Annotated in this window: 24 protein-coding genes; 14 read left to right on the top strand and 10 right to left on the bottom strand. The window is 61.5% G+C overall.

Translation table 11 applies throughout. The features are described from left to right. Position 1: 1 nt before the first annotated feature. The 3 genes from PHP59_RS00055 to PHP59_RS00065 are packed head-to-tail and all read left to right on the top strand — an operon-like array spanning position 2 to position 4,045. Positions 2-1,813 carry a tetratricopeptide repeat protein gene (locus PHP59_RS00055; protein ID WP_300161721.1) on the top strand — a complete coding sequence of 604 codons (1,812 nt, stop codon included), beginning with the start codon at positions 2-4 and terminating at the stop codon, positions 1,811-1,813. Between the two features lie 4 nt (positions 1,814-1,817). Continuing rightward, positions 1,818-3,095 (top strand): BREX system ATP-binding protein BrxD, encoded by a 1,278-nt coding sequence (gene brxD / locus PHP59_RS00060; protein ID WP_300161724.1) that lies wholly within the window; start codon positions 1,818-1,820, stop codon positions 3,093-3,095. Next, complete coding sequence (locus PHP59_RS00065) at positions 3,095-4,045, top strand: HD domain-containing protein (protein WP_300161727.1); 951 nt, start codon at positions 3,095-3,097, stop codon at positions 4,043-4,045. The genes brxD and PHP59_RS00065 overlap by 1 nt, the downstream gene beginning before the upstream one ends. A 169-nt stretch (positions 4,046-4,214) precedes the next feature. Here PHP59_RS00065 and PHP59_RS00070 read toward each other — a convergent pair whose 3' ends face one another. Together PHP59_RS00070 and hisD are read right to left on the bottom strand one after the other, a co-directional pair. Beyond that, positions 4,215-4,472, bottom strand: coding sequence for a hypothetical protein (locus PHP59_RS00070; RefSeq protein ID WP_300161729.1), 258 nt, complete (start codon positions 4,470-4,472; stop codon positions 4,215-4,217). A 554-nt stretch (positions 4,473-5,026) separates the two neighbouring features. Then, positions 5,027-6,283 (bottom strand): histidinol dehydrogenase, encoded by a 1,257-nt coding sequence (hisD, locus tag PHP59_RS00075; protein ID WP_300161732.1) that lies wholly within the window; start codon positions 6,281-6,283, stop codon positions 5,027-5,029. Between the two features lie 144 nt (positions 6,284-6,427). Here hisD and wtpA point away from each other — a divergent pair, with 144 nt between their 5' ends. The 7 genes from wtpA to PHP59_RS00110 all read left to right on the top strand — a co-directional run bounded on the left by wtpA (position 6,428) and on the right by PHP59_RS00110 (position 11,707). Next, positions 6,428-7,486, top strand: coding sequence for a tungstate ABC transporter substrate-binding protein WtpA (wtpA, locus tag PHP59_RS00080; RefSeq protein ID WP_300161735.1), 1,059 nt, complete (start codon positions 6,428-6,430; stop codon positions 7,484-7,486). Between the two features lie 16 nt (positions 7,487-7,502). Continuing rightward, positions 7,503-8,315: an ABC transporter permease gene (locus PHP59_RS00085; RefSeq protein ID WP_300161737.1), complete on the top strand. Its 813-nt coding sequence runs from the start codon at positions 7,503-7,505 to the stop codon at positions 8,313-8,315. Continuing rightward, positions 8,302-9,369 carry an ATP-binding cassette domain-containing protein gene (locus tag PHP59_RS00090; RefSeq protein WP_300161740.1) on the top strand — a complete coding sequence of 356 codons (1,068 nt, stop codon included), beginning with the start codon at positions 8,302-8,304 and terminating at the stop codon, positions 9,367-9,369. The genes PHP59_RS00085 and PHP59_RS00090 overlap by 14 nt, the downstream gene beginning before the upstream one ends. Positions 9,370-9,408: 39 nt before the next feature. Next, positions 9,409-9,867: an acylphosphatase gene (locus PHP59_RS00095; RefSeq protein WP_300161742.1), complete on the top strand. Its 459-nt coding sequence runs from the start codon at positions 9,409-9,411 to the stop codon at positions 9,865-9,867. A gap of 299 nt (positions 9,868-10,166) precedes the next feature. Further along, positions 10,167-10,349, top strand: coding sequence for a hypothetical protein (locus PHP59_RS00100; RefSeq protein WP_300161745.1), 183 nt, complete (start codon positions 10,167-10,169; stop codon positions 10,347-10,349). Positions 10,350-10,460: 111 nt separating this feature from the next. Continuing rightward, positions 10,461-11,045, top strand: a complete 585-nt coding sequence (locus tag PHP59_RS00105; RefSeq protein WP_300161748.1) for a flavin reductase family protein — start codon at positions 10,461-10,463, stop codon at positions 11,043-11,045. Next, complete coding sequence (locus tag PHP59_RS00110) at positions 11,042-11,707, top strand: class I SAM-dependent methyltransferase (protein ID WP_300161751.1); 666 nt, start codon at positions 11,042-11,044, stop codon at positions 11,705-11,707. Before PHP59_RS00105 ends, PHP59_RS00110 begins: the two co-directional genes overlap by 4 nt. Positions 11,708-11,753: 46 nt before the next feature. Here the strand turns inward: PHP59_RS00110 and PHP59_RS00115 are convergent, their stop codons facing one another. The 3 genes from PHP59_RS00115 to fdhF form a co-directional block, all read right to left on the bottom strand. Next, the gene (locus tag PHP59_RS00115; RefSeq protein WP_300161753.1) at positions 11,754-12,008 is read right to left on the bottom strand and encodes a SemiSWEET family sugar transporter; all 255 of its coding nucleotides are present in this window, start codon (positions 12,006-12,008) and stop codon (positions 11,754-11,756) included. A gap of 244 nt (positions 12,009-12,252) precedes the next feature. Then, positions 12,253-13,494, bottom strand: coding sequence for a Coenzyme F420 hydrogenase/dehydrogenase, beta subunit C-terminal domain (locus PHP59_RS00120; protein WP_300161755.1), 1,242 nt, complete (start codon positions 13,492-13,494; stop codon positions 12,253-12,255). A 2-nt stretch (positions 13,495-13,496) separates the two neighbouring features. Further along, positions 13,497-15,566, bottom strand: a complete 2,070-nt coding sequence (gene fdhF, locus PHP59_RS00125) for a formate dehydrogenase subunit alpha (RefSeq protein WP_300161758.1) — start codon at positions 15,564-15,566, stop codon at positions 13,497-13,499. A 198-nt stretch (positions 15,567-15,764) separates the two neighbouring features. Between fdhF and PHP59_RS00130 the strand changes: the two genes are divergently transcribed. Next, positions 15,765-16,478 (top strand): hypothetical protein, encoded by a 714-nt coding sequence (locus PHP59_RS00130; protein WP_300161761.1) that lies wholly within the window; start codon positions 15,765-15,767, stop codon positions 16,476-16,478. Here the strand turns inward: PHP59_RS00130 and PHP59_RS00135 are convergent. After that, positions 16,436-17,368 (bottom strand): hydantoinase/oxoprolinase family protein, encoded by a 933-nt coding sequence (locus tag PHP59_RS00135; RefSeq protein WP_300161764.1) that lies wholly within the window; start codon positions 17,366-17,368, stop codon positions 16,436-16,438. The two genes, PHP59_RS00130 and PHP59_RS00135, sit on opposite strands and share 43 nt — an antisense overlap. Beyond that, complete coding sequence (locus PHP59_RS00140) at positions 17,365-18,249, bottom strand: ATP-grasp domain-containing protein (RefSeq protein WP_300161767.1); 885 nt, start codon at positions 18,247-18,249, stop codon at positions 17,365-17,367. Before PHP59_RS00140 ends, PHP59_RS00135 begins: the two co-directional genes overlap by 4 nt. 84 nt (positions 18,250-18,333) lie before the next feature. On the opposite strand from PHP59_RS00140, the gene surE reads away from it, so the two are divergent. Continuing rightward, positions 18,334-19,113 (top strand): 5'/3'-nucleotidase SurE, encoded by a 780-nt coding sequence (gene surE, locus PHP59_RS00145; protein ID WP_300161770.1) that lies wholly within the window; start codon positions 18,334-18,336, stop codon positions 19,111-19,113. A 330-nt stretch (positions 19,114-19,443) separates the two neighbouring features. Beyond that, positions 19,444-20,142 (top strand): ribose-5-phosphate isomerase RpiA, encoded by a 699-nt coding sequence (rpiA, locus tag PHP59_RS00150; protein ID WP_300161773.1) that lies wholly within the window; start codon positions 19,444-19,446, stop codon positions 20,140-20,142. On the opposite strand, the gene PHP59_RS00155 is transcribed toward rpiA, so the two are convergent. The 3 genes from PHP59_RS00155 to acs all read right to left on the bottom strand — a co-directional run bounded on the left by PHP59_RS00155 (position 20,129) and on the right by acs (position 23,212). Then, entirely contained in the window at positions 20,129-20,506 is a 378-nt protein-coding gene (locus tag PHP59_RS00155) for an ArsR family transcriptional regulator (RefSeq protein WP_067049738.1), read from the bottom strand. The genes rpiA and PHP59_RS00155 overlap by 14 nt on opposite strands. Positions 20,507-20,714: 208 nt before the next feature. Next, positions 20,715-21,275, bottom strand: a complete 561-nt coding sequence (locus tag PHP59_RS00160; protein WP_300161778.1) for a TATA-box-binding protein — start codon at positions 21,273-21,275, stop codon at positions 20,715-20,717. A 41-nt stretch (positions 21,276-21,316) separates the two neighbouring features. Beyond that, complete coding sequence (gene acs, locus PHP59_RS00165; protein WP_300161781.1) at positions 21,317-23,212, bottom strand: acetate--CoA ligase; 1,896 nt, start codon at positions 23,210-23,212, stop codon at positions 21,317-21,319. A 488-nt stretch (positions 23,213-23,700) separates the two neighbouring features. On the opposite strand from acs, the gene PHP59_RS00170 reads away from it, so the two are divergent. Continuing rightward, on the top strand, positions 23,701-25,764 hold the full coding sequence (locus PHP59_RS00170) for an acetate--CoA ligase family protein (protein WP_300161784.1): 2,064 nt from the start codon (positions 23,701-23,703) through the stop codon (positions 25,762-25,764). The last annotated feature ends 2 nt before the right edge of the window (positions 25,765-25,766 follow it).

Here is a 25,766-nt window from a genome sequence, read left to right on the forward strand (position 1 = left end):
CATGACCGATCAACCACCAGCCGATGCCGGGAAGGAAGCCTTCGCCCTCTATGAGGCAGGGAAGTACAGGGAGTCGATCGACCTGTGCACGTGCCTTCTGAAAGGCTCAGACGACTCTTCCCTCGCCATACTCCTCGCTACAAACCTCTTTGCCCTCGGTGAATACAACGAAGCCGAGGCACACCTCAGGGACCTCCTCAGGAAGATGCCCGAGTCCTCGTACCTCCACAGTTTTCTTGGCCGGGTGCTCTCGGCGCGGGGGGACGGGCGGGCGGTCGCCGCCTATGCAAGGGCGGTTCAACTCGACCCGGCAAATGAAGAGGCTCTCAGGGCCTACGCGGCATATTTCTCCGGGAAACGCGATCAGATGTCGGCCGTTCCGATCCTCTCCGCGCTCGCGCGGGTCTCGGGAAAGAAGGAGGATGCCCGCGCCCTGATCCGCGCCCTCATCGAGTGCGGCAGGGGAGAGGAAGCGCTCTCGGCCTATCAGGAACTCCTCGGCGGGACCGATGCCGATGCCGAGTACATCGATGCCCTGATGGTCGCCGGGCGGCACCGGGACGCCGCGGCGGCATCGGTCGAGACCTTCAGGAGGACAGGAGACTCGGCGTTCCTGCGGCAGTACCTCGCCGCCCTCTCTGCCTTCGACCGGCTGGCGGCCCTGAAGATCTTTCCCCGGTACCTCGGGGACACATCCGACAACGACCTTCTCTTTGACTATGTCCTCCTGCTCAAGTCTGAGGGGAGGTGCCGCGAGGCTCTGGAAGCCTGCGAACGCCTCCTCGCCCGGAGCCCTCATCCGATCTACCAGCTCGTCGCCTGCGAACTCATCGCGGCGACAGGGCAGACCGAGCTCGCACGGGAGTGCTACGAGGCATTGATCAGGGGCGGGGTTGCCGGGATGGACGATCCCGAGACCCTGGAGATGTCTGTCGCCGCCTACGAACAGTTTCTCAGGAAGGCGTATTCTCCGGAGACCGTGCCGGCGTGCTACCTGGAGACTGTCTCCCGTGACCCGAACGTCGTCAGCCTTACGAGGACGGGTATTTTCTATGCCTCTTTCGGTGACATGGAGGCGGCGCGGGACTGGCTGTACCGGGCATACAGGCTCGACTTCCTCAATGGCGGGATCGAATATGCCCGGTTTCTGGCGCGGCAGGGCGAGACGCGGGAGTGCGAGAAGATCCTCATCCATATTCTCACGAACACCCGGAGGACTGCCGACCTCGTGAAAGTGGCCGAGGCCGTCATCGGCGGAGACGAGGGTGGTGCAGGGAGGAGGAGGCTCCTCGACGCACTTGTCAGGAGGTTCTCGACCGAGACCGGCCACCTCGGCCCCGAGGGGACCGAGATCTTCGCACGGGTCTGCCTCTGTGCGGCCAGGGTGGCGCTGGACACAGGGGACTATGTGCGCTGCAAGGAGTACTGCCTCCACGGTCTGGACCTCTCCCGCACCTGCACGGACGCCTTCTTCGATGTCGTCAGGCGGTGCAAGGAGGCGACTGTCGCCGAACTGCCTGTTTTTCCCTTTGATGGTGAAGGTGAGGGTGCCCGAGCGGCCAGAGCCGACCGGAGCAAAAACGATGTCGAAGAGCCCGACCTCGGTCTCGACGAACGCGAAACAGCGCTGGTCGCCTTTTTACGCCAGCACCGCGAGACCAATGAGGAAGAACTCCGCAAGGTGCTCGGCACCCGCCGGGTGAGCGGTGTGGTCAATCGCCTGATCAAAAAAGTGAACGATGCCGGTCTCCCCCTGATCGAGAAACAGGGCCAGGGCGAGCACGGCGAGATATATGTCTACTGCGGGAAGTGAGTTAATGGACGGGAGAAAGACAGAGAGCATAGGAATCATCAATGCGCTCAGGCGCGGGACTGTGCCCGCATCAGGGCTGGAACGTCTTGCCGTCGGGCTTTCGGTGGAGGAAGAGGTGATCGGCAGACAACTTGACTTCGCCGCATCGGGAGGGGCCGACATAAAATTCGTCTGCGGAGATTACGGGAGCGGGAAGACATTTCTCGTGGCGCGGGCACTGGAGATCGCACGGGAGAAGACGTTTGTCACCGCGCATGTGATGATCTCGGCAGACACTCCTCTCCACAAGCAGAGCGCGCTGTACTACCGGATCCTCTCGTCTCTCAGGACCGCGGAGCACGAGAACGCCCTCAAAGAGATCGTGGACGACTGGATCTTCGCGATCGAGGAGAGGATCATCGAGGTCGAAGGGGTCTCCGAGGAGGACGAGGCCCTGAAGACCGGGACGGTGGAGAGGATCGAGGCAGCCCTTGCCGACATCTCGACGGTGAACCCGGCCCTTGCCGCGGCGCTCAGGGTCTACTACACGGCAAACTGCGCCGGGGACTTCCCTCTCGCGCAGGCGGCGCTCGGCTGGCTCTCGGGCGAGCCCCATGTGGGGCGGAGGTTTCGGCAGGCGGCAGGCGTGAAGGGCGAGGTGGACGAGGTCTCGGCGCTCGTCTTTCTGCGGGGCTTTATGCGGATCATCAGGGCGGCCGGGTATGCCGGACTCGCGGTGGCGGTGGACGAGGTCGAGACGGTGCAGGCCCTGCCCTCGAACCTGCGGGCGAAGGGCTACGGCAACCTCCGCCAGATCGTCGACGCCGTCGACAGGGGGGAGATGCCGCACTGCTACTTCCTCTTCACCGGAACCCCGGCCTTCTTCGAGGGGTCGAAGGGGATACGCTCGCTGCCGCCCCTGTACGACCGCCTGAAGATCGTGGGCGCCGACGACTATGCCAACCCCCTCCAGGCCCAGATCCGCCTCCGGCCCTTCGACCTGCAGAAACTGGAAGAGGCGGCTCTGAAGGTCTGCGAGGTCTATGCCGACGCCGCCGCACCGGTGGACAGGAACCGCGTCTCCCACCGCTTTATGCAGGGGATGATCGACCGCGTCACCACGGGGTTCGGCGGGAGGGTGGACGTCATCCCCCGCATCTTCCTCCGCGAGTTCGTGGATGTGCTGGACAAGTGCGGGCTGTACGCGGAGTACGACCCCGCGGCCGCGTATGCCTTCGACAGGGAGAGGGTGAAGGGCGACCTGAAGGAGGAGGAAGAGGCGGTGCTTGAGGTGGAGTTCTAATGGCCAACCGGAAGGAAACCTTTGTCGGGGATATCGCCGACGGGGACGAGGTCGACGAGATCTTTCTCCTCAGGTCTGCCGAGGTGAAGCAGAAGAGGGATGGAAGTCCCTATATCCTGGCGCAGGTCGCCGACAGGAGCGGGTCCCTCGCCTGCAACATCTGGGGCGTGCAGGGATGCGGCGAGGCCGTTTCTGCGGCGGCAGAAAAACTGACTGTCGGGGCCGTCTACCGCATCCGCGGCCTTGCAAAGGCCTACAACGGTGCGGTCCAGGTCTCGGTGAACGAGGGGATCGCCGACCTTGCGGAGGTGCCGCCCGAAGAGGTCTCTGCGGCGGACTTCGTCTGTGCGCCGGTGGACGAGGCCGAACTGAAGAGCGGCGTGCTGGCGATGGCCAGCGATATCGCCGACGGCGCACTGCGGGACCTGGTGCTCGAAGCGATCGCCGGCGCGGACGGGTTCTTCATGAAACCTGCCGCAAAGTCGAGGCACCACGAGTACCGCGGCGGTCTTGCCGGGCACACCCTGGAGACGGCCAGGATCGCGGCGGCGTCCTGCGATGCCGCCTGTATCCCTATGGACCGCGACCTCGTCGTCGCCGGGGCGCTCCTCCACGACATCGGGAAGGCATTCTGCTTCGACGAGGCCGGCCTTGCCTTCACGGCGAGACCGGAGTACGACCTTGTCGGCCATGTCACCATCGGCGTCTCCTATCTTACCCGGTTCCGCGGCCGCATCCCGGAGGAAAGATTTTCCCACCTCCTCCATATTGTCCAGGCCCACCACGGCCCCCACGGCGAGGTGCACTGCCACACGCCGGAGGCATGGGCCGTCCACCTGGCGGACCTGACGAGCGCCACCCTGCGGGAGGCGGCCGACGACCAGAAGGAGGCCGAACCCGGTACCCGGAAGAACGGGTGGCGGAGCGGCGGCCCGGTCTGGCGGTTCTGAAAGGTTTCTATCTGACCCTTCCAAACGTGAAGGGTTCGAGAGGACGACAAAAGGGAGTCGAGAAAAGGGAGAAAATCAAACCGGCCGCACCCGCCACCAGCGCTCCGGACAAAGAACTCTCCAGAGCCATCCCATTCTTTTTGAGCCCTGTGAGGGCCTGCCCCGCGGTTCACTCTGCAGCCGAGGGTGGGAGCATAACCCCCCGCCACGGCAGATGACAGACCTCGGGGTCGGCGATCCGGGTCTGTTTCCCGACGAACGCCACCCGCGATAAAGCCGGGACGGCATGGATCTCGGCCGCGTAGCCGATCTCCTCCTGCCAGACCTGACAGGCCTCTTCATAGGAGGGGGTGATGCAGAGGGTCTTCCGGCTTTCCCTGTCGACAACGATGTAGCGCACCGCTCCCGGTGCAGGGGGGTTGTTCATGATTATTCCGGTACAATGCCGGGAATGTAAATGAACAGGTTAAACTAACCCGGAAAAAGAGTTCTGGAGACGCCCCCGGACCCATCCAGAGAGAGTCACCACACATCAATGTCCCCGCTGGAATGAACGATGAACGGCTCTTTTGAAACCCTCAATTCCTCTTCTCCTGGCCTTGAGGGTGCCGGGAACCGGGCACTTCGCCGCCCCTCGGCTATCTTCGCCGTGGGGGGTCCGGGGGGTCTCCACCCGGCGAGAGAGAGAGCAGGGTAAAGTTTCTCGTTCTTCTGTTGGGGGCGGCCCGTCTGATCGACATGCCTTCCCACACGCTCGCGCCGGGGGCGCTATCGAAGATCAAAGATCTTCTCAAGCTCACTCTGGTCGTTCCCCCGGAACCCCCGGGATTGCGATAGGGGCGGGAAGGCGGCCGGTGATTGTTCAGAGGGGGTTCCCGTCCTCTGCCGATCCATCACGTAGGGGCAAGGGTGTGATCACCCCCTCATGTTCACTCCAGAAGAGGAATGCAACAGAGTCCGATGAGCCGAAAAAAAGAGGGTTCAGGCGTCCTTCCGCCTGCGGATCCTGACCGAGTTTGCATGGGCGTGGAGGCCCTCGGCAGAGGCGAGATTTTCCACGATGCCGCCAAGCCACTCGAGCCCCTCCCTGCTGATCATCTGGACAGAGGAGGTCTTGCAGAAGTGGTGGATGTCGAGCCCGGAGTAGACCTTCGCATAGCCCGCGGTCGGCAGGACATGGTTGGTGCCTGAGGCGTAGTCCCCGAAGGCGACGGCGGTGTACGGCCCGACAAAGATGGAACCCGCGTTCCGCACCGCGGTGAGGGCCGCCATCGGGTCGGCGACCTGGATGGAGAGGTGCTCGGGGGCGATGTCGTCCATCGCGGCGATCGCCTCGTCAAGGTCGCGGACGACCACATAGCCCGAGTGATCGAGGGCCTTCTCGATGATGGCGCGCCTCTCTGCCGTGGCCATCTGTCTCTTGATCTCCGCGCCGACCTTCGCCGGGAGGGAGGGATCGGTGGTCACCAGGATGCACCCGGCATGGGGGTCGTGCTCAGCCTGCGCCAGCACGTCGGCCGCGACGAACGCGGGTTTCGCCGTCGCATCGGCAAGGATACCGATCTCAGAGGGACCGGCCGGAAAGTCGATCTCGGCCTCTTCGCGCAGCATCATCTTTGCCGCCGTCACAAAGACATTCCCCGGACCGACGATCTTCTGGACAGGGTCGATCGTCTCCGTGCCGAGGGCCATCGCCGCGATCGCCTGTGCGCCGCCGACGCGGTAACACTCGTCCACACCGGCGATATCGAGGGCCACCAGGGTGAGGGGATGGATCGGGGGCGGGGAGCAGACGCAGATCTCCGCGACCCCGGCCACCTGTGCCGGAACCGTGGTCATCAGGGCGGTCGAAGGATACGCGGCCCGGCCGCCCGGCACGTAGGCACCGATACGGTCGAGGGGTGTCGTCTTCACGCCCAGGATCACCCCGGGCTCCACCTCGTCGAGCCAGAGCGAATGGTTGCGCTGCAGTTCGTGGAAACGCCTGATATGCGCCTCGGCCTCGGCAAGGCTCTCGACCAGAGCGTCGTCCACTTCCTCGTATGCGCCCTCGAACTCCTCGGGGGCGACGGCAAGGTCCTCAAGGTCGATGTGGTCGAACTTCTTCGTGAGAGCGTAGAGCGCCTCGTCGCCGTCCTTCCGCACTGCATCGACGATCCCGGCGACGGCGTCCTTCGCCCCTGCAAGGTCGGACCGCCGCTGGTTCTTCCATTCCTCTATGTCCAGCGCCTTCCACATAGTACGGAATGGTTCGGCGCAGGGAGGGTTAAGGCTTATCGTGGCCGTACAGATGACCCGGTTAATGGCGTTTCCTTAACTCGACACACATAAAAAGAGTTATCTGGAATTATATCGAGTTTATAACTCATGAATAGTAAAATTGTGACATTTTCAACGGTATTGATCCTCTGCGCCGCTATATTCCTCTGCGGCTGCACGACCACCCAGCAGACCGACGGTGGCAACCAGACACCTGCGGAAACAACCGCACCGGTAGAGACGACGGCCGCCGCGGCCGGTCAGGTCATCACCGTCTACCATGCAGGCAGCCTCGCCGCCCCCTTCGAAGAACTCGAAAAGCAGTATGAGACGGCGCATCCGGGCGTCGATGTCAGGCTCGTCCCCGGCGGATCGACCAAGCTCGTCAAGGACATCACCGACCTCGGCAAGAGCGCCGACGTCTTTGCATCGGCCGACTACACCCTCATCCCCAAGTTGATGATGCCGGGCTCTGCCGACTGGTACGTGACCTTCGCGAAGAACCAGATCGTGCTCTGCTACACCAACAAGAGCAAGTACGCCGGCGAGATCAGCGCCGACACCTGGTACACCATCCTGGAGAAGCCCGACATTGCATGGGCCTGTTCCGACCCGAACATCGACCCCTGCGGCTACCGCTCCCTGATGGCGATCCAGCTCGCGGAGCAGCACTACGGCAACGACACGATCTTCGACAGGGTCGTCTCCGAGCACTCGAACATCACGGTGACCGAAGAGAACGGCACGTACACGATCCTCGCCACCTCCCCCGAGCCGAAGGACACCTTCCAGATCCGGCCGAAGTCGGTCGAACTTGTCCAGATGCTCCAGAACGGCGGCCTCGACTATGCGTGGGAGTACCGCTCGGTCGCCGCCCAGAACGGCCTCAACTTCGTCGAACTCCCTGAGGCGATCGACCTCTCCTCGGTGACGTACGCCGACGACTATGCAAAGGTGACGATCGAGACTGCCGGCGGCCTCATGACCGCAAAGCCGATCGTCTACGGCGCGACCGTGCCGAAGAACGCGGAGAACCCTGAAGGCGGCCTCGCATTCGTCCAGATGCTCATCGGCAGCGAAGGGCAGGCTGTCATGGACGCACAGGGCCAGCCCCCGATCGTCCCGGCAGGCGGTTTCGGCACTGTCCCGGCCGGCCTGAAGGCCCTCACCGCATCCCCCTGAACTCTCCTTTTTTACCATGGCCCAGAGCTCAGTACTCCGTGACCGCTGCCTGGTCTCCTTCTCTCTCATCGGCGGCGTGATCCTCGGCCTCACCGTCCTCTCTCTCCTCTCGATGACCGTGAAGGAACTCTCCGATATCCCTCACCTCCTGAGAGTCGCCTCCGACGCGAAGGTGGTCGACTCCGTCGTCCTGACGATGGGAGCAGGGCTGAACGCCGTCCTCATCCTCCTCGTCCTTGGCATCCCCCTCGCGTATGTCCTCGCACGGACCGACTTCCGCGGCAAGGGAGTCGTGGAGAGCATCGTCGATATCCCCCTCATCCTCCCGCACACCGTGGCGGGCATCCTCGTCTACCTGTTGTTCATGCGCCGCGGCCTCATCGGCGCCCCATTTTATGCAGTCGGCATCTCGTTCGAGGACGCCTACCCGGGCATCGTCGTCGCCATGGTCTTCGTGGCCTCGCCGTACTTCGTGAACGCGGTGCGGGAGGGCTTTGAGAAGGTGCCTGTCCACCTCGAAAACGTGGCCCGGACTCTCGGGGCCTCGCGGTTCACGGCCTTTCGCACCGTTGTCCTCCCCCTTGCAGCCCGCGACGTCTTCAACGGGAGCATCCTTGCCTGGGGGAGGGCGATCGGGGAGTTCGCCGCGATCATCATGATCGCCTATTACCCGATGGTCATCTCCACCCTCATCTACTACCGGTTCACGACGAGCGGGATCAAGGAGAGCAGCACCGTCGCTTTCGTGATGATCCTCGCCTGTTTCACCGTCTTTATCGTCCTGCGGACAGCAAGCCGCTTTATCGGGAGGAAATATGATCGAGTTTAGGCATGTCTCTCTCGCCCTTGGCGACTTTTCCCTGAAGGACGTCTCCCTCTCCATCGAGAAAGGGGACTACTACTTCATCATCGGGCCGTCGGGTGCGGGAAAGACCGTGGTCCTGGAGGCGATCGCGGGCCTCCATCTCCCTGACGCGGGAGAGGTGCTCATCCACGGCGAGGACGTCTCGGCCGTGCCGCCGGAGAAGCGGCAGATCGCCCTGGTCTACCAGGACTACTCCCTCTTCCCCCACATGACCGTGCGGGAGAACATCGCCTTCGGTCCGAAGATGCAGAAACTCCCGAAGGAGGAGGTCGGCCGCCGGGTGGAGAGGCTGCTTGCGTCCTTCGGCATTGAACGCCTTGCCGACCGCTATCCGGGAACGATGAGCGGCGGCGAGCAGCAGCGGGTGGCGATCGCCCGCGCCCTTGCCGCGGAGCCCGAGATCCTCCTCCTCGACGAACCCTTCTCCGCGCTGGACCCGCTGACGCGGGAGCGGCTGATGATCGATATCGGGCGCATCCACCGCGAGAGGGGCCTCACCATCGTGCAGGTGACCCATGCACGGGAGGAGGCCCTGCGACTCGCCACGCGGGCCGCGGTGGTCATCGACGGCAGTCTGGCACAGGAGGGGTCTGTGCGGGAGGTCTTCGAGGATCCGCAGTCGGTCGAAGTGGCCCGCTTCGTCGGCATGGAGAACATCCTCGACGGGACCGTGACAGAGAACGCGGGCGGCCTTGCCCTGGTGCGAGTCGGCAACGCCGACATCGCGGTCATCTCAGACGCCTCTCCCGGAGAGAGGGTGGCGGTGGTCGTCGGGGCGGCCGACGTCGCGATCGCCCGCAGGGGCGAAGGCACGGGCATGGCCAGGAACAGGTTCGAGGCAGAGGTCGCCGGCATCGTGCCCCTTGGCGGGGCGCTCGTGCGTCTCCACCTCGATTGCGGTTTCCCGCTCACGGCGCTTGTCACCAGGCGCTCTGCCGATGAAGAGGGCCTTGTCCCCGGCATGATCGTCATCGCCTCCTTCAAGGCAAGCGCCGCCCGCACCCTGCCGACAGACTGACCGGCATCCCCATAAACCTCTTTTTCCATACTACCCCCCATGCAGGAGAGAGGGAGCCCCCTTGCCGGGAGAACAGGCAGACTGCGTGTGCATGCCATCGCACGCGGCCGGGTGCAGGGTGTTGGCTACAGGAGTTATGTCAACGGGTGCGCGGGCAGGACAGGCGTCGCGGGATATGTGAGAAACCTCCCTGACGGCACGGTCGAGATGGTGGCCGAGGGGGAGGCCAGCGCCCTTGCGGCCTTTCTCGACGAGGTGCGGGCGCGGGGCGAACCGGTGATCGCGGTCGAGGATCTGACGGTCGAGGTCTCAGAACCCACCGGCGAGTTCACCGGCTTCGAGGCACGTTTCGGGGACCGGCAGGAAGAACTCTTCAAGAGGAGCATGCTCGCCCTCGACCTGATGAAGGCGGTCCTGAAGACTGAGCAGGAGATCCTCGCCGAGCAGAGGAAGACGAACACGCTCCTCGAAGAATGTGTCAGGGCCGGCAGGAGATAAAAAACTGATGACACCTCCGACCTCAGAAGGGATAGTCGCCTACCCCCCACCCTGGACCGGGGACTACGGGAAAGCAGGGACCCCGCGTTCACTCCACGAGATCAAAGAGGAGACATCGATCATCACCCCGACCTCACCTTCACTATCCTGATCACGGCGACCATGACGGCGGTGACACCGTTGGTGACGACGATCGCGGCATCGCCCCGGGCCAGAAATTCACTCTCAGAAAGGAGGAGGCACGGCCCCGCACACAGATCGCCGCGTTTATATGTCGATCAGCAGAGGAAAATGCACCTATGATCGTGATTGTGCGGTTGGTCAACGGGAAGATGGAGGAGCGCGAGTACCCGGACACGATGTTCTTTGAAATCGGCGACATCCTGCCCGACGGGGCCGAGGTGGTCGAACTGCCGTACCCGGACGACATCGACGAGAACCTCGGCGCCACCGGGACCGATGACGAGGACGCCATCGACTGAATGCATCCCCTGAAGAGACAGTTGATCTCTGCGGGCCCACCACCCGGAAAGTGTCTACATCCCGGACATCTTTCGGAAAAAGTATTAACAAATCGATCGCACGTATGAAACATGGAACTGCAACCCTACAGGCGGGAGGGCGTCCTCCCGCTGCCGGTCGTCCTCATCTCGACCATCTCCCCCGAAGGCATCCTCAATGCCGCCCCCTGGGGGAACATCACCCCGGTCCTGCGGCCTCTCGACGAGATCGTCCTTGCTTCCTGGGTGAAGCGGGACACCCTCGACAATATCAGGGCGACCGGCGAGTTCGTCGTCAATGTCCCGACCGTCGACATGAGCCGCGAGGTCATGGTCTGCGCCCGCAACTATCCTCCTGAGATCGACGAGTTCGCCGAGGCGCACCTCACACCTCACCCCTCGAAAACCGTGCGCCCGCCCGGCATCGAGGGGTGCATCGCATGGATGGAGTGCAGACTTGTCGAGGAGATCTGCAGGGAAAAATATGTGCTCGTCATCGGGAAGGTCGAGCACCTCGAAGGCAATGACCGCTTCTTCACCCCGGACGGAGAGATGAACCCTGCCGCCCGGCCGCTCTGCATGATCTGCGGAAACAAAGGGATGCAGTTTACCTATCCTGAACCAACCGGGCACTTTGCCACATATGCCGAGATGTTTCTCAAAAAGGAGAGGACATGAAGAGCGAAGAGCACTTCCATGACCGTGCCGATGCCTACGAGGATCTGATCGTTGGAATTGTCCCTGATGCACGGGCATTTTTCGGCGCGGCCGTCTCATCTGTTCCCGGAGGAGAGGTCTCGGTCCTCGAACTCGGGAGCGGCACCGGCTACGTGACAGAGATGGTGCTCCGTGCCAACCCCGAGGCGGCGGTCACCTGCATCGACATGGACCCGGCCATGCTCGCCGTGGCACGGAGAAAAGAGGCCCTCCGGGGAGTCTCGTTTCTCGAAGACGACTTCAGGGACATCTGGCCAGAGGGACAGTTCGATATCGTCCTCACCTCCCTCTGCCTCCACCACCTCCCCGACTCCGACCGTGCCGCCGTCGTCAGGCGCATCCACACAACCCTGCGGCCGGGAGGGGTCTTTGTCAACGGCGACGTCTTCCGGGGAGTGACGCCGGAAGAAGAGGAGGCAGACTGTCGTCTCTGGCGGCAGGCAATGGCGGAAAACGGTCTCCCCGTCGAAGAAATAGAAGCGATGCTCGCACGGCGGGAGAAGAACACCGCCTGCCCGGACACCCTCCCCGCATACCTGCAGAAGATGAAGGATGCTGGTTTCACGCAGATCACCTGTCCCTATCGTCACAGCATCTATGCCGTCGTCGCCGCCACCCGATGACCGGGGCCGCATATTCGCGGTCCCGATAAAAATAGTGAGTGTATGATCAGGGCGACCTGATCTTCACAGCAAGGATGCAGAGCAGAAGGACCGCCGTGACCGCGTTCGCAATTATGATCGCAGGGTCGTCCCTGACCATGCCATATACGAACCAGAGGATGAGACCTGCGAGGAAGCAGACGAGCATCGCATAGGAGAAGTCGTGCGCCGACCGCGTCCGCAGGGTCTGCGCCACCTGCGGGATGAAGGAGAGGGTCGTGAGCGAACCTGCCGCAAGGCCGAGGAGGTGTATCGAGTCCATGGGATCAGATATTCCCGGTGTGACGGGCGCCCGGATATACTTTTAGCTCATTCTCCCCGCACCGACAGGAGAGATCAGGATTTTTCTATGTGCTGTTTTTCGGGCGAAACCGTCATACTCAGGTTGATCTCTCCTCTCTGATCGCCTGAAACGTCACCTCATGAGCGAATCCACAGAGCCATTTTTCGCTCACAACAGAAAAAGAGGCTGGTGCGCCCCGTGGAAAAAAAGGGAAAAGAAGGATTTACTCCTTCTGGAAGATGTTGAAGATCTGGTCGCTGCCTGTACCGGTAAGGCGGGCCCTCTCTTCGTTCTCCTCGACCAGTGCAAGCACCGGCAGGGTCATGTCGACGCCCGGCACAAAGCCGAACATCTCCTGGAGGTCGACCTGGAGAGCGTGCATGAAGAGCGCGTTCGGGATATCCATCGCGCAGAGTTCCTGGCACTGCCCGCAGTTGATGCAGGAGTCGGAGATGTGGGCGAACCTGATCAGGTGGAACATGAAGTTCGGCGGAACCTCGCCGGGCTTGACCAGGTACGGCTTCTTGGTGGAGCACTCGACACAGTAGCAGATCGGGCAGTTCTCAATGCACTGGTAGCACTTGATGCACCGGGAGGTCGCATCGAGGATCGTCTTCAGGCGGTCGTTGCCTTCGCCAAGGGCTGCGAAGTCCTTCGCACGCCAGGAGTCGCCAAGCTTGAGCATGGCGTTCTCGACCTTGCCGCGGATCTCGATACCCTTCGGGTTCGGTGCCTCGGTGGCAAGCTTGCCTGCCTTCGCGGCGGCGTCGAGGAGCTGTGCGCCCTTCTCAGAGCAAACTTCAACGAAGGTCGCCTTCCCGGCCTTGTCGCCGATGACGCCCCAGTTGCCGCAGGCAAGGTCTGCCTGGCGGGGGACCTTCATCTTGCACCGGCGGCAGTTGGCACGCCGGCCATAGCCCTCTTCCTCGAGCTCGTCCATCTTGATGCCCTTGTGGCCTTCGGCGGTCTCGATGATGAACTGGCCCTTGTCGATCTCTTCCTTGAGGACGGTGTCCGGGTCGGTCTCGAACTTCTCGGCGATCATCTTCCGTGCGGCGACCGGGCTCACAGACCCGCCGCAGTTCAGACCGATCATGACGACATTGTCGAGGTTGATCTGCTGCCTCTTGGCAAGCTCGTACATGCCCATGACATCGCAGCCCTTGAGGGTGACCGCGATCTTCATGTCCCTGGCGCCATTGAGGTACTTCTTGAAGAGCTTGGAGAGGAGGAGCGTCCCGCAGTGGAGGGATCCCGCAGTCTGTGCAATCTCTTCAGGGTTGGTGATGAGGGCCGGGACGGCATCGTAGATATCCGCACCCTTCTTCACGGCAAGGACCGCGTCGACCATCTTGCTCTCAAGAGCGAACTTGAGGAGCGAGGAGACGGCACCGCCGCACTCGCCCTTTGCAAGGAGGTCCGCATCGGTCGACCATGCGTAATACATATCGCCTTTTGCTGACATTTTCAGGCCTCCTGAATCTTCTCAACCTTCACAGAACATGCCTTGAACTCGGGGATCTTGGCGATCGGGTCGAGGGCATTGTTAGTGAGGACGTTTGCTGCGCACTCGGCGAAGTGGAACGGCATGAAGGTGACGCCCTTCATGATGTCCTTCGTGACCTTTGCCGGGACATTGACGGTACCGCGGCGGGAGGTCGCCTTGACCATCTCACCGTCAACAATACCGAGGGCCTTCGCATCCGCGGGATTGAGTTCGATCCAGCCGGTCGGGACCTCGGCGTCGAGGTGGGCAGAGCGGCGGGTCATGGAGCCGGTGTGCCAGTGCCAGATGCACCTGCCGGTGGTGAGGATGAGCGGGTACTCCGCGTCCGGAACCTCTGCTGGCGGCTTCCACTCGATGGCGTGCATGACGCCCTTGCCATCAGGGTGGGAGCACTTGCCGATGTGCAGGATCGGGGTGCCGGGGTGCGTTTCGGTGGGGCACGGCCAGTGAAGCGCTTCAGGCCGCTCAAGCCGCGCGTAGGTCATCCCTGCATAGGACGGGGTGAGTGAGCGCATCTCGTTGAAGACATCCTCCGACGTCTTCCAGGTGAACTGCCCGGCATAGCCCATCTTAGCAGCGAGCTCGGCGATGATCTGCCAGTCGAGTTTTGCCTGGCCGGGTGCCTCCTGGGCCTTGTGCCACATCTGGACACGGCGCTCGGTGCTGGTCTGGGTGCCGGTCTTCTCTGCATAGCAGGTGGCCGGGAGCACGACGTCGGCGAGGGCGGCGGTCTCGGTCATGAAGATATCCTGCACGACCAGGAAGTCAAGGCTCTTGAGGGCATGCTCGACGTGGGTGAGGTCGGGGTCGGAGAGCATCGGGTTCTCGCCCATGATGTACATCGCCTTGAGGTCGCCGGGCTTGTCGGTGAGGACGTCCATCATGACGGTGACTTCATAGCCGTTCTTCGGCTCGCAGATGCCGTCGGGGAAGCCCCATGCGTCGGCAAACTTCTTGTGGACGGCCGGGTCGATGACCTTCTGGTAGGCGGTGAAGACGACCGGGAGCGCACCCATGTCGCAGGCGCCCTGCACATTGTTCTGGCCACGGAGTGCGTTCACACCGCCTCCGCGCTTCCCGATGTTGCCGGTGAGCATCTGGAGGTTTGCCGTGGACTTGACGTTGTCGACACCGACCGTGTGCTGGGTGATACCCATCGAGTAGAGAAGGGCGGACGATTCGGCGGTTCCAATCCACTCTGCAGCGGTCTTGAGCTGCTCTGCCGGGATGCCGGAGATCTTCTCGACGTTCTCGGGCAGGTAGTCGTCCTTCAGAACGACTGCTTTCAGCTCTTCATAGCCCTTTGCACGGTTCTGTACCCATTCCTTGTCTTCCCAGCCATTGCGGATGATCTCACCCATGAGACAGTTCAGGATGGCGACATCGGAGCCTGAGCGGAACTGCATGTACAGGTCAGCCTGCTTGCCGGTGGCGGTGAGACGCGGGTCGGCGTAGATGATCTTCGCGCCGTTCATCTTGGCCTGGGCGATCTTGCGGCCGATGAGCGGGTGCTGCTCAAAGGTGTTGGACCCGATGATAAAGACGCACTTCGATTCCGCAATATCGAGAATCGAGTTGGTCATTGCACCGGAGCCGAAGGAGGCGGCAAGCCCTGCGACGGTCGAAGCGTGGCAGAGACGGGCACAGTGGTCGATGTGGCGGGTCTTGAGGGCGCCGCGGGCGAACTTCATCAGAGCGTAGTTGTCCTCGTTGGAGGTACGGGCCGACGAGAGGCAGGCAATTTCGTCAGGCTTGTATGACTTGAGCTTCCGGGCGATGAGGTCGTAGGCCTCGTCCCAGGTTGCCTCGACAAACTCGCCGTTCTTCTTGATCATGGGCGTGGTGAGGCGGTCCTCACGGTTCACAAATTCCCATGCATAGGTGCCCTTGGGGCATACCTTTCCCTCGTTGACCGGGGAGCGGTGGTACGGCTGGACGCCGCAGACCTTTCCGTCCTTAACAACGAGGTTGAAGGAACACCCTGTACCGCAGTACGGGCATGTTGTACGGACATACTTCATGTTCTCCATGGAATAACCTCGGATAGATAAGAGGTTGAGGTTCGATTATATAAGGATAGTGTCATATTCCGAAATTTTTGATGAATAGTGGTGGAAGGCGCGGATGGCGGCTGGGATTTAATACTTCAAGACTATTTAACCGACAATAGTACTGTTTTACTGGTCACACCTGACACGCTCAAATAGGGCGGGCGCGCAGGTCTTTATATGCAGGTGCGTATCCCGCCGATGCTCGCCGAACTCGTCGTCGCAGCGATCTCGGCCATAGACGGCGTCGTCTTCTCCGGCCTCACCAGGTGCCCCGCATGCGGCGGGCCGGTGCGGGGCCATGATATGAAAAAGCGCCGGTTCGCCGTGATCCAGAGAGAGAAAGGGCGAAGAGAGATCACGGTCTGGGTGAAACGCTACCACTGCACGGCATGCGGCGCATTCTGCACCGCAGACGCACCCTTTTATCCGGAGACGCGGGTCGGGTCTCCAGTTGTCGACCTCTGCCTCGTCCTCACCGCCGACCTCCCGGCCAACCATGCCGCCCGCATCCTCTCGGCGATGGGGGTCGTCCTGGACCGCGGGTCGGTGCAGAACTATGCCGCCCGCCGCGCCGGCCCGGTGTCATCAACCCTCCTCTACGGCCTGAGGCTGCCGAACTCGCTTCTCTCACTCATCCCGGTCGCCATCGGCAGGTACGAGTCCGGTCCCGTCCCAGGGGCAGAAGTCCTCGCGGCCTGTGGTTTCCCATCCGCAGACAGGACACCGCTTCACCCGCTGCGGCGAAAGGAAGGGGACGAGCGGGACGAAGAGGAAGAGAAAGAAAAAAGGGAGACCGAGGAGGTAACAGACCGCGGTCACGAGGACGGACCCCAGAAGGACGAGGAGGCTCAGGGTGAGCCGTTGCGTGACGCCACCTCCCGGACCGCATAGGCAGGAAGGGCGTCGGCCATCCCGCCAAGTTCCCTGTTGAGGTCGGTCCCGCCAAAGATCTTCGTGAAGAGAGCCGACCCGATCCCTGCGCAGAGGACGGCGCCGTTGCCCCGGGTCGCCGCACATTCGGAGACGGCCCTGAGGATCATCCCTGACTGCGCCGCCCAGAACTGCCGGGCGATGCCATATATCGCCTCGTCCCCGATCTCCGCGGGATCGGCGCAGACAACCCGCGCCAGCCTTCTCATCGCGGCCTGCACAGTCGCCGGGCCGCCGTCGGGCGTCGCCGCGGTGTACATCTCAGGGGAAATCTGGCCGAGGACGAGGTGGGCGTCGCCGCTGCACGCGAAGTACTCTGTCGAGACAGGGGTGAAGACGCCGTTGACCTCGACGGCGTGGATGAGTGTCGCCACATTTGTCCTGAGCATCCCCGTATAGACGAGGTAGCCCTGCTGGAGACGGAGGAGGTCGGTGAGGCCGCGGAGGTCGTCGAAACGCCCGAGGGGTATGATGTCCGCGGTGGTGCTCCCCACGTCGAGGAGGACCGCACCCGGATACCGATCTCGCAGGTAGTCGGCAGAGGCAAGCCAGTTTGCGGCGGCAAGTGCGGGGACGGCGTCGTCGTGGAAATTCCCGTCTGTCCCGTAAAAAACGGCGTCAGGGAAACTTTCCTTCACCGCATCGACGATGAACCTGATCCCCCCGGCCTTGTCCTCAAAACTGTCGGCAAGTTCGCCGCTCATGACGACAGCCGCGTTCTCCCCTGACCCGGCATAGCCCCTGAGCATCTCCGCAAGGGGCGCCTCTGTCCAGAGGGGGCAGTAGTGGATATGGGCGCCGTCCGTATCGACGACCTTCAGGTTCGCGCCGCCGACGTCGATCCCTATCATAGCCTCTCCACCTTCCCTTCCCGGTCGAAACGGACGCGGCCGGTGAGGCTGACCGTCTCCGGCGCCATGCCGCGGGAGGCGTCGACAAGCACCTGCGCGATCTCCTCCTTCATGCAGGCGGCGATGCCGACGAGGCTTGTCGTCGGCCTGGGGTTGACCTCAAGGACATAGGGCCTGTCCGCGACGACGAGGTCGACGCCGGCATAGCCCTGGCAGCCGATGACAGACGCCGCCTTCACCGCGGTCTCGATAATCTCCTCCTTCATCGGGTGGTCGATGGGAGTCTCCCCGCCCATGTAGGTAAAGACACCATCTTCCAGGGGGATGTGCTGCCTGTTGAGGGAGAGGACGAGGGGTGGCCGTCCCGTATAGAAGAGGCAGGCCTCGCCGACATAGCGGTTGACGACCAGGCTGACAGACATGGATTCGCCCCCGATATACTCCTGGCCCATCTCACCCTCGCCCGGTGCTTCCTCGGTGAGACGGGTGTTCGCGGTGTCGCAGGAGTACACCGGCTTGACCACCTTCAACCCCTCTGTCCGCTCCTCAGGGACCGGGATGCCGTGGGCGGCGAGGACCTTCAGGGACCGTTTTTTATTCGCACACAGGGCGACGTTCAGAGAGTTGCACCCGAGGTTCTCAGTGCAGTCCTCGACCTTCTTCGTGAGGGGCGCAAGGAGGTGGTCGGGGGCGATCACAAGACCGACGTCGCATTCGGGCGCGAGCGCCTCGATCTCAGCCATCAGGTCGCCGCCGCGGGGGGTGACCACCTCGTAGCCGCACCGCGAGAAACTCCCGCTGAGCACCGTCATCATGGCCTTCCCCTCGGCCGCCAGGGCCGGGTCATGGAAGACCGTATATTCTGCAAGAAATGCCCTCATTCCCTAGAGGATTGTCGCCGGCCGGTTTTGTAGATATTGATCGCAAACGACTATCTGCCAGGGGGCCCTATCCCTTCAGCAACGATGCGACCAAAAATCCTCCTCACCAATGATGACGGCGTCTACTCCAACGGCATATGGGCGGCATACAGGGCGCTCGCCCCGATCGCCGATGTGACGGTCGTCGCCCCGGCAACCCAGCAGAGCGCAGTCGGGCGTTCCATCTCGATCTTCGAACCGATACGGGCGACAGAGATCACGGTGGACGGCGTCCGCGCCTATGCGGTCGGCGGCAAACCGACCGACGCGGTGATCATCGGGCTCTTTGCCCTGAAACTCCAGCCCGACCTCGTGGTGAGCGGCATCAATATCGGCGAGAACCTCTCGTACGAGTCGATCATGACTTCCGGGACCGTGGGGGCGGCGATGGAAGCATCGAACCAGGGCGTGCCCTCGGTCGCCTTCTCCCTCCAGGTCTGGGACCAGGGGGACAAGTTCGACGACCCCCGCCATGTCGGAAACAGTTTCAACGACTCTGAACGGGTTGTCAGGGACGTCTGCGAGAAGATCCTTGCCCGCGGCTTCCCTGAGGGGACAGACGTCATCAACGTGAACATCCCCTCCCAGGTCAGGGGGGGCTATGAGGTGACGCACCTTGCGCGCAAACTTTTCCACACCGGGGTGGAACGGCGCCTCGACCCGAGGGGCAGGCCGTACTTCTGGATCAACGGGCCCCTTGTGGAGGACGCGGAGGAGGGGACCGACGTCCACGCGATCAGGAAGGGAAACGTCTCCATCACGCCGATCACCCTCGACTGCACGGCGGCAAAGGGCGTGGACAGCGTCCGCGATCTCTTCGGGTAGAGGGCATCCTGAATTCTCGGCTTTGCAGAAACCCTCATACTCAGGTTGATATCTCCTCTTTGATCTCAGTGAGGAATGTGCGGATCCACCGCCTTCCCCACACTCTCGGCCGGGGGACTACGCCGAAAATCAAAGATTTTCTCGAACTCGCTATCGCTCGTTGCCCCCGGATCCCTGATTTAGGATAGGATCGGGGAAGTGAGAAGAGGATATCCCGAGGAGGGAGATTGCCATCCACCCCCCATCCTAATGAAGGGGGGACCGGGGGGCTTTGCCCCCCGGAGGAGGCCGGCGGTACACCTTATCTTCCCCCGTGCCCATACTTTTCTGATGACAAAACAGGATAATCTTGAAGTGAAACGGGTCGCCGGCCTCGCCGCCGCGGAAGAGGTGGGGGACGGCATGGTGGTCGGCCTCGGCACCGGTTCGACGGCAAACTATGCGATCCAGAGGATAGGAGAGCGCATCAGAGAGGAGGAGATCTCTGTCGTCGGCGTGCCGACTTCGTACCAGTCGGCTTTCCGTGCACGGGCCGCCGGCATCAGGGTGGCAGACCTCACAGACTACCCTGAGATCGACCTCACCATCGACGGCGCCGACCAGGTGGACGCCGCCTTCAACCTGATCAAGGGGGGCGGCGCAGCGCATACGCGGGAGAAGTGCGTCGCCGACGCCTCGAAGCGTATTCTTATCGTCGTCGACGGGTCAAAACTCGCAGAAAGCCTCTCCGTGCCGGTTCCGGTGGAGGTCGTCCCTTACGCGTCGACCCTTGTCGCACAGCATGTCAGGGCCCTTGGCGGCGTCCCTGTCCTTCGAGAGGGAGTGAAAAAAGACGGCCCGGTCATCACGGACAACGGAAACTTTGTTCTTGACTGCGCATTCGGAACAATCGGGGACCCGGCAGGGCTTGGTACCCGCCTGAACACGGTCCCCGGCGTCCTGACCTGCGGATTGTTCACCGAATACCAGGAAAAGATATCGGTTATGGTCGGTGAAGCAGGGGGATGCAGGATTCTTACGAGGAGATAAGCCCTCTTGCCTTTTCGATCAGGGCGAGCTGGGTATCAACTTCTTTTTTCTTGGTCTTCTCGATAACGTCGATGATCTCGTTGATAGGCTTTGCAAGAGTATAGATCTTGACAGGCCGCCCTTTGCTCTCCGCTTTGCTCTCGCGGGAGTTGATCCACTTTTTCTCCTTGAGATAGCGCATGGCGATGCTGACCTCGGGTTGGCGGAGGTCGGTGCCGCGCTCGATCTCACGGGACGTGGCCTCATCGGTGTTGGCGAGGTACACAAGGACCTTGGAAACATTGCGCTTGATCCCGATATCGATGAGGAGGGTGGCGAACTCTTCTTCTCTCTGCGTAAAGTACAGGACTTCTTCTGCTCTCATTGTGTTCACCCAATTGCCTATATTATGTTATTATTTGTAATATATGAATATTAGCCATGGATATAATTTTTATTTAATGACCGGACACCGAAAAACAATCCCTGAACCACTCGGGGTGCCGGTCATGAAGAAAGAGTCGGAAGACCGTGCCACACAGGGGAAGTACCTGCCTAATTATATTGGACTGGTAATTAAAAAAGGTTATAGTTTAGAGGAGACCGAGGTTGGAAAGATCATCGATAATTTTCTGCACCGCGAGTCTTGCATCCTCAGGCCGCTTGCCACCGGTAATGATCAGTTTACCTGACCCGAAGAGGAGAACGACAACCTTCGGATCCTCCAGACGGTAGACAAGGCCGGGGAACTGCTCGGGTTCGTACTCGATGCGGTCGAGGTTGAAGCCGATAGCGATCTTGTTCAGGTTGATGGGCTTTCCAAGGTCAGCAGAGGTGACGATGTTCTGGATGGTGTAGGTGAGGTGCTCGTCGATCGCAATCCCGAGGCCACGTAGTTTGCCGCCAAGGATCTCAAGCCCCCTGGTGAGGCTGTCCACGCTCTTTGCACCGGTCAGGACAACCTTGCCTGATCCGAAGACCAGAGCTGCGATCTTCGGGTCCTGCATCCTGATGACCACGCCGGGGAAACGTTTCTTGTTGTAGTCTGCCCCGGGGATCTGCGATGAAATGACAGGGAGGTCAAGGGAATCGGTTACTTTGGCAGAGGCAACGATGTTTTCTATTTTCAGGGATTCCTCTGGGGTACCGTGCATGTTATAAATGACGTAAAAATGCTATATAAAGAGTTGGGTACTCAGTCCTCCAGGGTCGAGACATCCCCGAGGTCCATGCCAAGTTCCTTTGCCCTGAGTACCCGCCGCATGATCTTGCCGCTCCGCGTCTTCGGGAGGGAGTCGACGAACTCGATCTCCGAGGGCATCGCGATCGGGCCGACTGTCATCCGCACATGGTAGCGGAGGTCAGCCTTGAGACGGTCGCTCCTGGCATGCCCCTCTATGAGAATGACGAAGGCCTTGATCTGGTTCCCCTTCACCGGGTCGGGGATGCCGATCACTGCCGCCTCGGCGACCGCGTCATGGGAGACGAGGGCCGACTCCACCTCGGCGGTGCCGATGTTGTGCCCGGCGACGATGATCAGGTCGTCGGCACGGCCGATGACCATGATGTTGCCGTCGTGTCCCTTCACCGCAAGGTCGGTGGCTGTATAGACCCGGTTGATGGTCGTCCAGTACTTCCGGTAGCGCTCGTCATTGTTGTAGACCGTCCTGAGCATTGCGGGCCAGGGCTCCAGGAGGACAAGGTAGCCGCCATTGCCGGGTTCGACAGGGTTGCCGTCGCGGTCCACGACATCGGCGACGACACCCGGGATCGGCCGCCCTGCAAAACCCGGTCGCATCGGTTCGCCGACCATCGTCGTGATCATGTGCATCCCTGTCTCGGTCTGCCACCAGGTGTCCACGATCGGGCAGCGGTCCCTCCCGATGTGGCGGTAGAACCACTCGAAGGCCTCGGGGTTCAGGGGTTCGCCGACAGAGGCGAGGATGCGGAGGGAACTGAGGTCGTACCTGTCGGACCACTGCTCGCCGACCCGCATGAACATCCTGATCGCGGTCGGCGCCGTATAAAAGACCGTGATACCGTAGTTCTGGATGATCTTCCACCAGATGCCGGGGTCAGGATAGTCGGGCGTCGTCTCGGTGACAAAGACCGTGGACCCATTCAGGAGGGGACCGTAGACGACATAACTGTGGCCGGTGATCCAGCCCGGATCGGCTGTGCACCAGTAGACGTCGTCCTCTTTGAGGTCGAGGACGTACTTCGTCGTGTACTGGGTGCCGACCGCGTAGCCGCCGCAGGTATGGATGATCCCCTTCGGGGTGCCTGTCGTCCCGCTCGTGTACAGGAGGAAAAGCGGATCTTCGGCGTCCATCACTTCGGGTTCGCAGACTGCGGGCTCGTTCTCCATCAGTTCGTCGAAGTCGAGTTCCATCTCTGAGTGGAGTTCGACCTTCGGGCGGTCGCGCCGCAGCACGACAACGGCCTCGACGCTCGGGGCATTGACGACGGCCTCCTCGACGATGGACTTGAGCTGGATCGCCTTGCCCCGCCGCATGGAGACATCGGCCGTGACCACGACCTTCGAGCCCGAGTCGCGGATCCGCTGGTTGAGGGCGCCGACGCCGAACCCCCCGAAGACAACCGAGTGGACGGCCCCTATCCGTGCACAGGCAAGCATGGCGACGATCTGTTCGGGGACGACGGGCATGTAGATGCAGACCCGGTCCCCTTTCCTGACGCCGATCTTTTTTAAGGCGTTGGCAAAGCGGCAGACAGCCCTGAGGAGCTGGCTGTAGGTGTACACCTTCTCCTCCCCCTCTTCCCCCCTCCAGAAGACGGCGACCTTGTTGGCCCGCCCGTCCCGCACATGGCGGTCGAGACAGTTGTGGGTGATGTTGAGTTTCCCGCTCAGGAACCACTTCGCATAGGGGAAGTCCCAGTCCATGACGCGGTCGAACGGCTCAAACCATTCGATCTCTGCCGCGCGAGTCCTCCAGAACCCCTCGGGATCCTCAAGGTACTTCTGGTACGCCGCCCTGTAATCTCCGATCCATGATCTCTCCCTGTACGAGGGGTCAGGTTCATAATATCGCGGCGCCTCCAGGGGCACAGCAAAATCCTGCTCTGTCATGCTCACCTCCGATTTTACATGATCGAATGTGATGGTTTTATTAAATATTTTGTGGTTCAAAGAATTTTTCGGTTTTTCAGGAAACGGAGTTAGATACATGGGAATTGAAGCGCGCCGGGAAAACTACATGATCGTCAGTGATAGATCGCGCATCGCCCATGTGAGACGCAGTTTTTAAAAAAATCCCGGAATTGCACGAAATCTGCCCTGCATATACCCTGAACCCCCTCTCAGGGATGCCAGAATTATCGACGATCGCCGACACTCGCTTCCACAAATTCAAAAAGGTCTTAAAGGGGAGACTCCGACACTATGGTATCAACTCAATACATATTTCACACCTGCACATGAACGGAATATGAACGAGTTCGGAACCGCCAATCCCCCATCCGAAACAGTATATGCTTTATCAGGATCATAGAGGAGCGTGCGGTTCGGACGCAATTCCCGCTGTTGGGAACAATTCCCACCCAGAAGAGAGGAAGTTTATGGCAAAAAGAATGCTCAGCGAGGCAGAGGGGTACGAACTCCTCCAGAAGTACGGCGTCCCGACCCCCCGCTTCAAGATTGTAACCAGTCCTGAAGAGGCCTCCAAAGCGGCGTCGGCCTGCGGATACCCGGTCGTCATGAAGATCATCTCCCCCCAGATCGTGCACAAGAGCGATGCGGGCGGCGTGGTTGTTGGGATCTCATGTGCAGACGAGGCTAAGAAGGCCTTTACGAAGATTGTCGAGTCGGCGAAGGAATATAACCCTGACGCCGAGATCAAGGGCGTCATCGTCGAGGAGATGGCAAAACCCGGCCTCGAACTGATCCTCGGCGGCAAGACCGACCCGGCCTTCGGCAAGGTGATCACCTTCGGCATGGGCGGGACACTCGTCGAACTCATGAAGGACGTCACCCTCCGCATCATCCCTGTTCAAGAGTGCGAGATCAGGTCGATGATCCATGAGATCAAGGCCTATCCCCTCATCAGCGGCTACCGCGGCATGAAGCCGAAGGATGAGGAGGCCCTGGTGACGATCATCAGCGGCGTCGCACGGTTCTTCGAAGAGAACCCGCAGGTGGTGGAGTTCGACATCAACCCCCTGAGGCTCTATGAGTCGGGCGCCTGCGCCGTGGACGCGAGAGTCATCATCGACGACGAGTACCGCCCGCAGGTGAGGACGGAACGCACCCCTGTCCCGCCCGAATACTTCACCCCACGGTCGGTCGCGGTCATCGGAGCCTCCTCAGAACCGACAAAGATGGGCTTTGCCGTCCTCCACAACCTCCTCCACTTCCCCGGCCAGATATACCCGGTGAACAACAAGCGCACCGAGGTGCAGGGGCTCAAGGCCTACCCGACGGTGACGTCGATCCCGAACCCGGTCGACCTCGCCGTGATCACCGTCCCTGCCGTCCAGGTGCCAAAGGTGATGCAGGAGTGCGGCGAGAAGGGTATCCCCCTCGTCGTGGTCATCACCGCCGGTTTCAAGGAGACCGGGCCTGAGGGCAAGGTGCTCGAAGACCGGATGCTCGATATCGCACGCTCATACAATATCCGGATCATCGGGCCGAACTGCCTTGGCATGATCATCCCGCCGCGGGGCCTGGACACCACCTATGTACACGAGTCGCCGAACCCCGGTTCGGTCGCCTTCATCTCGCAGTCCGGCGCCATCATCAACACTGTCGTGGACTGGAGCCTCAAGCAGGACATCGGTTTCTCGGCGGTCTTCTCGGTGGGCAACCAGGCCGACCTCGACTTCCTCGACTACCTGACATTTGTCGGGCAGGACAAGAGTACACGGTCGATCATTCTCTACATCGAGCAGCTCCCTGACGGACGGGAGTTCATGGAGATCGTGCGCGAGGTGGCGAAGAAGAAGCCGGTCGTTGCGATCAAGTCGGGCTCCTCGCAGAAGGGGCAGAAGGCGGCGTCCTCCCACACGGGTTCACTCTCGGGCTCGTATGAAGTGTACATGGAGGCCTTCAGGGAGGCGGGCGTGATCCCGGTCAGGGCACTCAGGGGCGCCTTCGAGGTTGCCGAACTCTGCTCCTCGCCAAACGGCTACCCCAGGGGACGGCGGGCGATCGTCATCACCAATGCCGGCGGTTTCGCCGTTCTCTCCTCGGACTATGCCGAGATGTACGGCGTCGACCTTATCGAACTCCCGCCCGCGATCCTGGAAGAACTCAACCAGATCCTCCCTGACTACTGGAGCCATGCCAACCCCCTCGACCTCCTCGGCGACGCCTCGGAGAAGCGTTTCGAGCAGGTCTTCGACATCCTGGCGCGGCACTCCGACCTCTGGGACATCGCCTTCGTGATCGGATTCCCGAACCTTGTCCTGGACTCGGCCGACTTTGCGAAGCAGATCATCTCCTTCACCGGCAAGACGAACAACCTCGTCGTCGGCACCCTCCTCGGCGGCGAGTGCATGGACGCGGGCAAGAAGATCCTCAAGGAGAACAACATCCCCAACTTCGACGAACTCGAACAGACCTTCAAGGTCGTCGGCCGCGTTGTCTGGCAGCGCTGCCGGGCACGGTCGATCGGTCTGCCGTAATA

Source organism: Methanofollis sp., assembly GCF_028702905.1.
Classification (GTDB): domain Archaea; phylum Halobacteriota; class Methanomicrobia; order Methanomicrobiales; family Methanofollaceae; genus Methanofollis.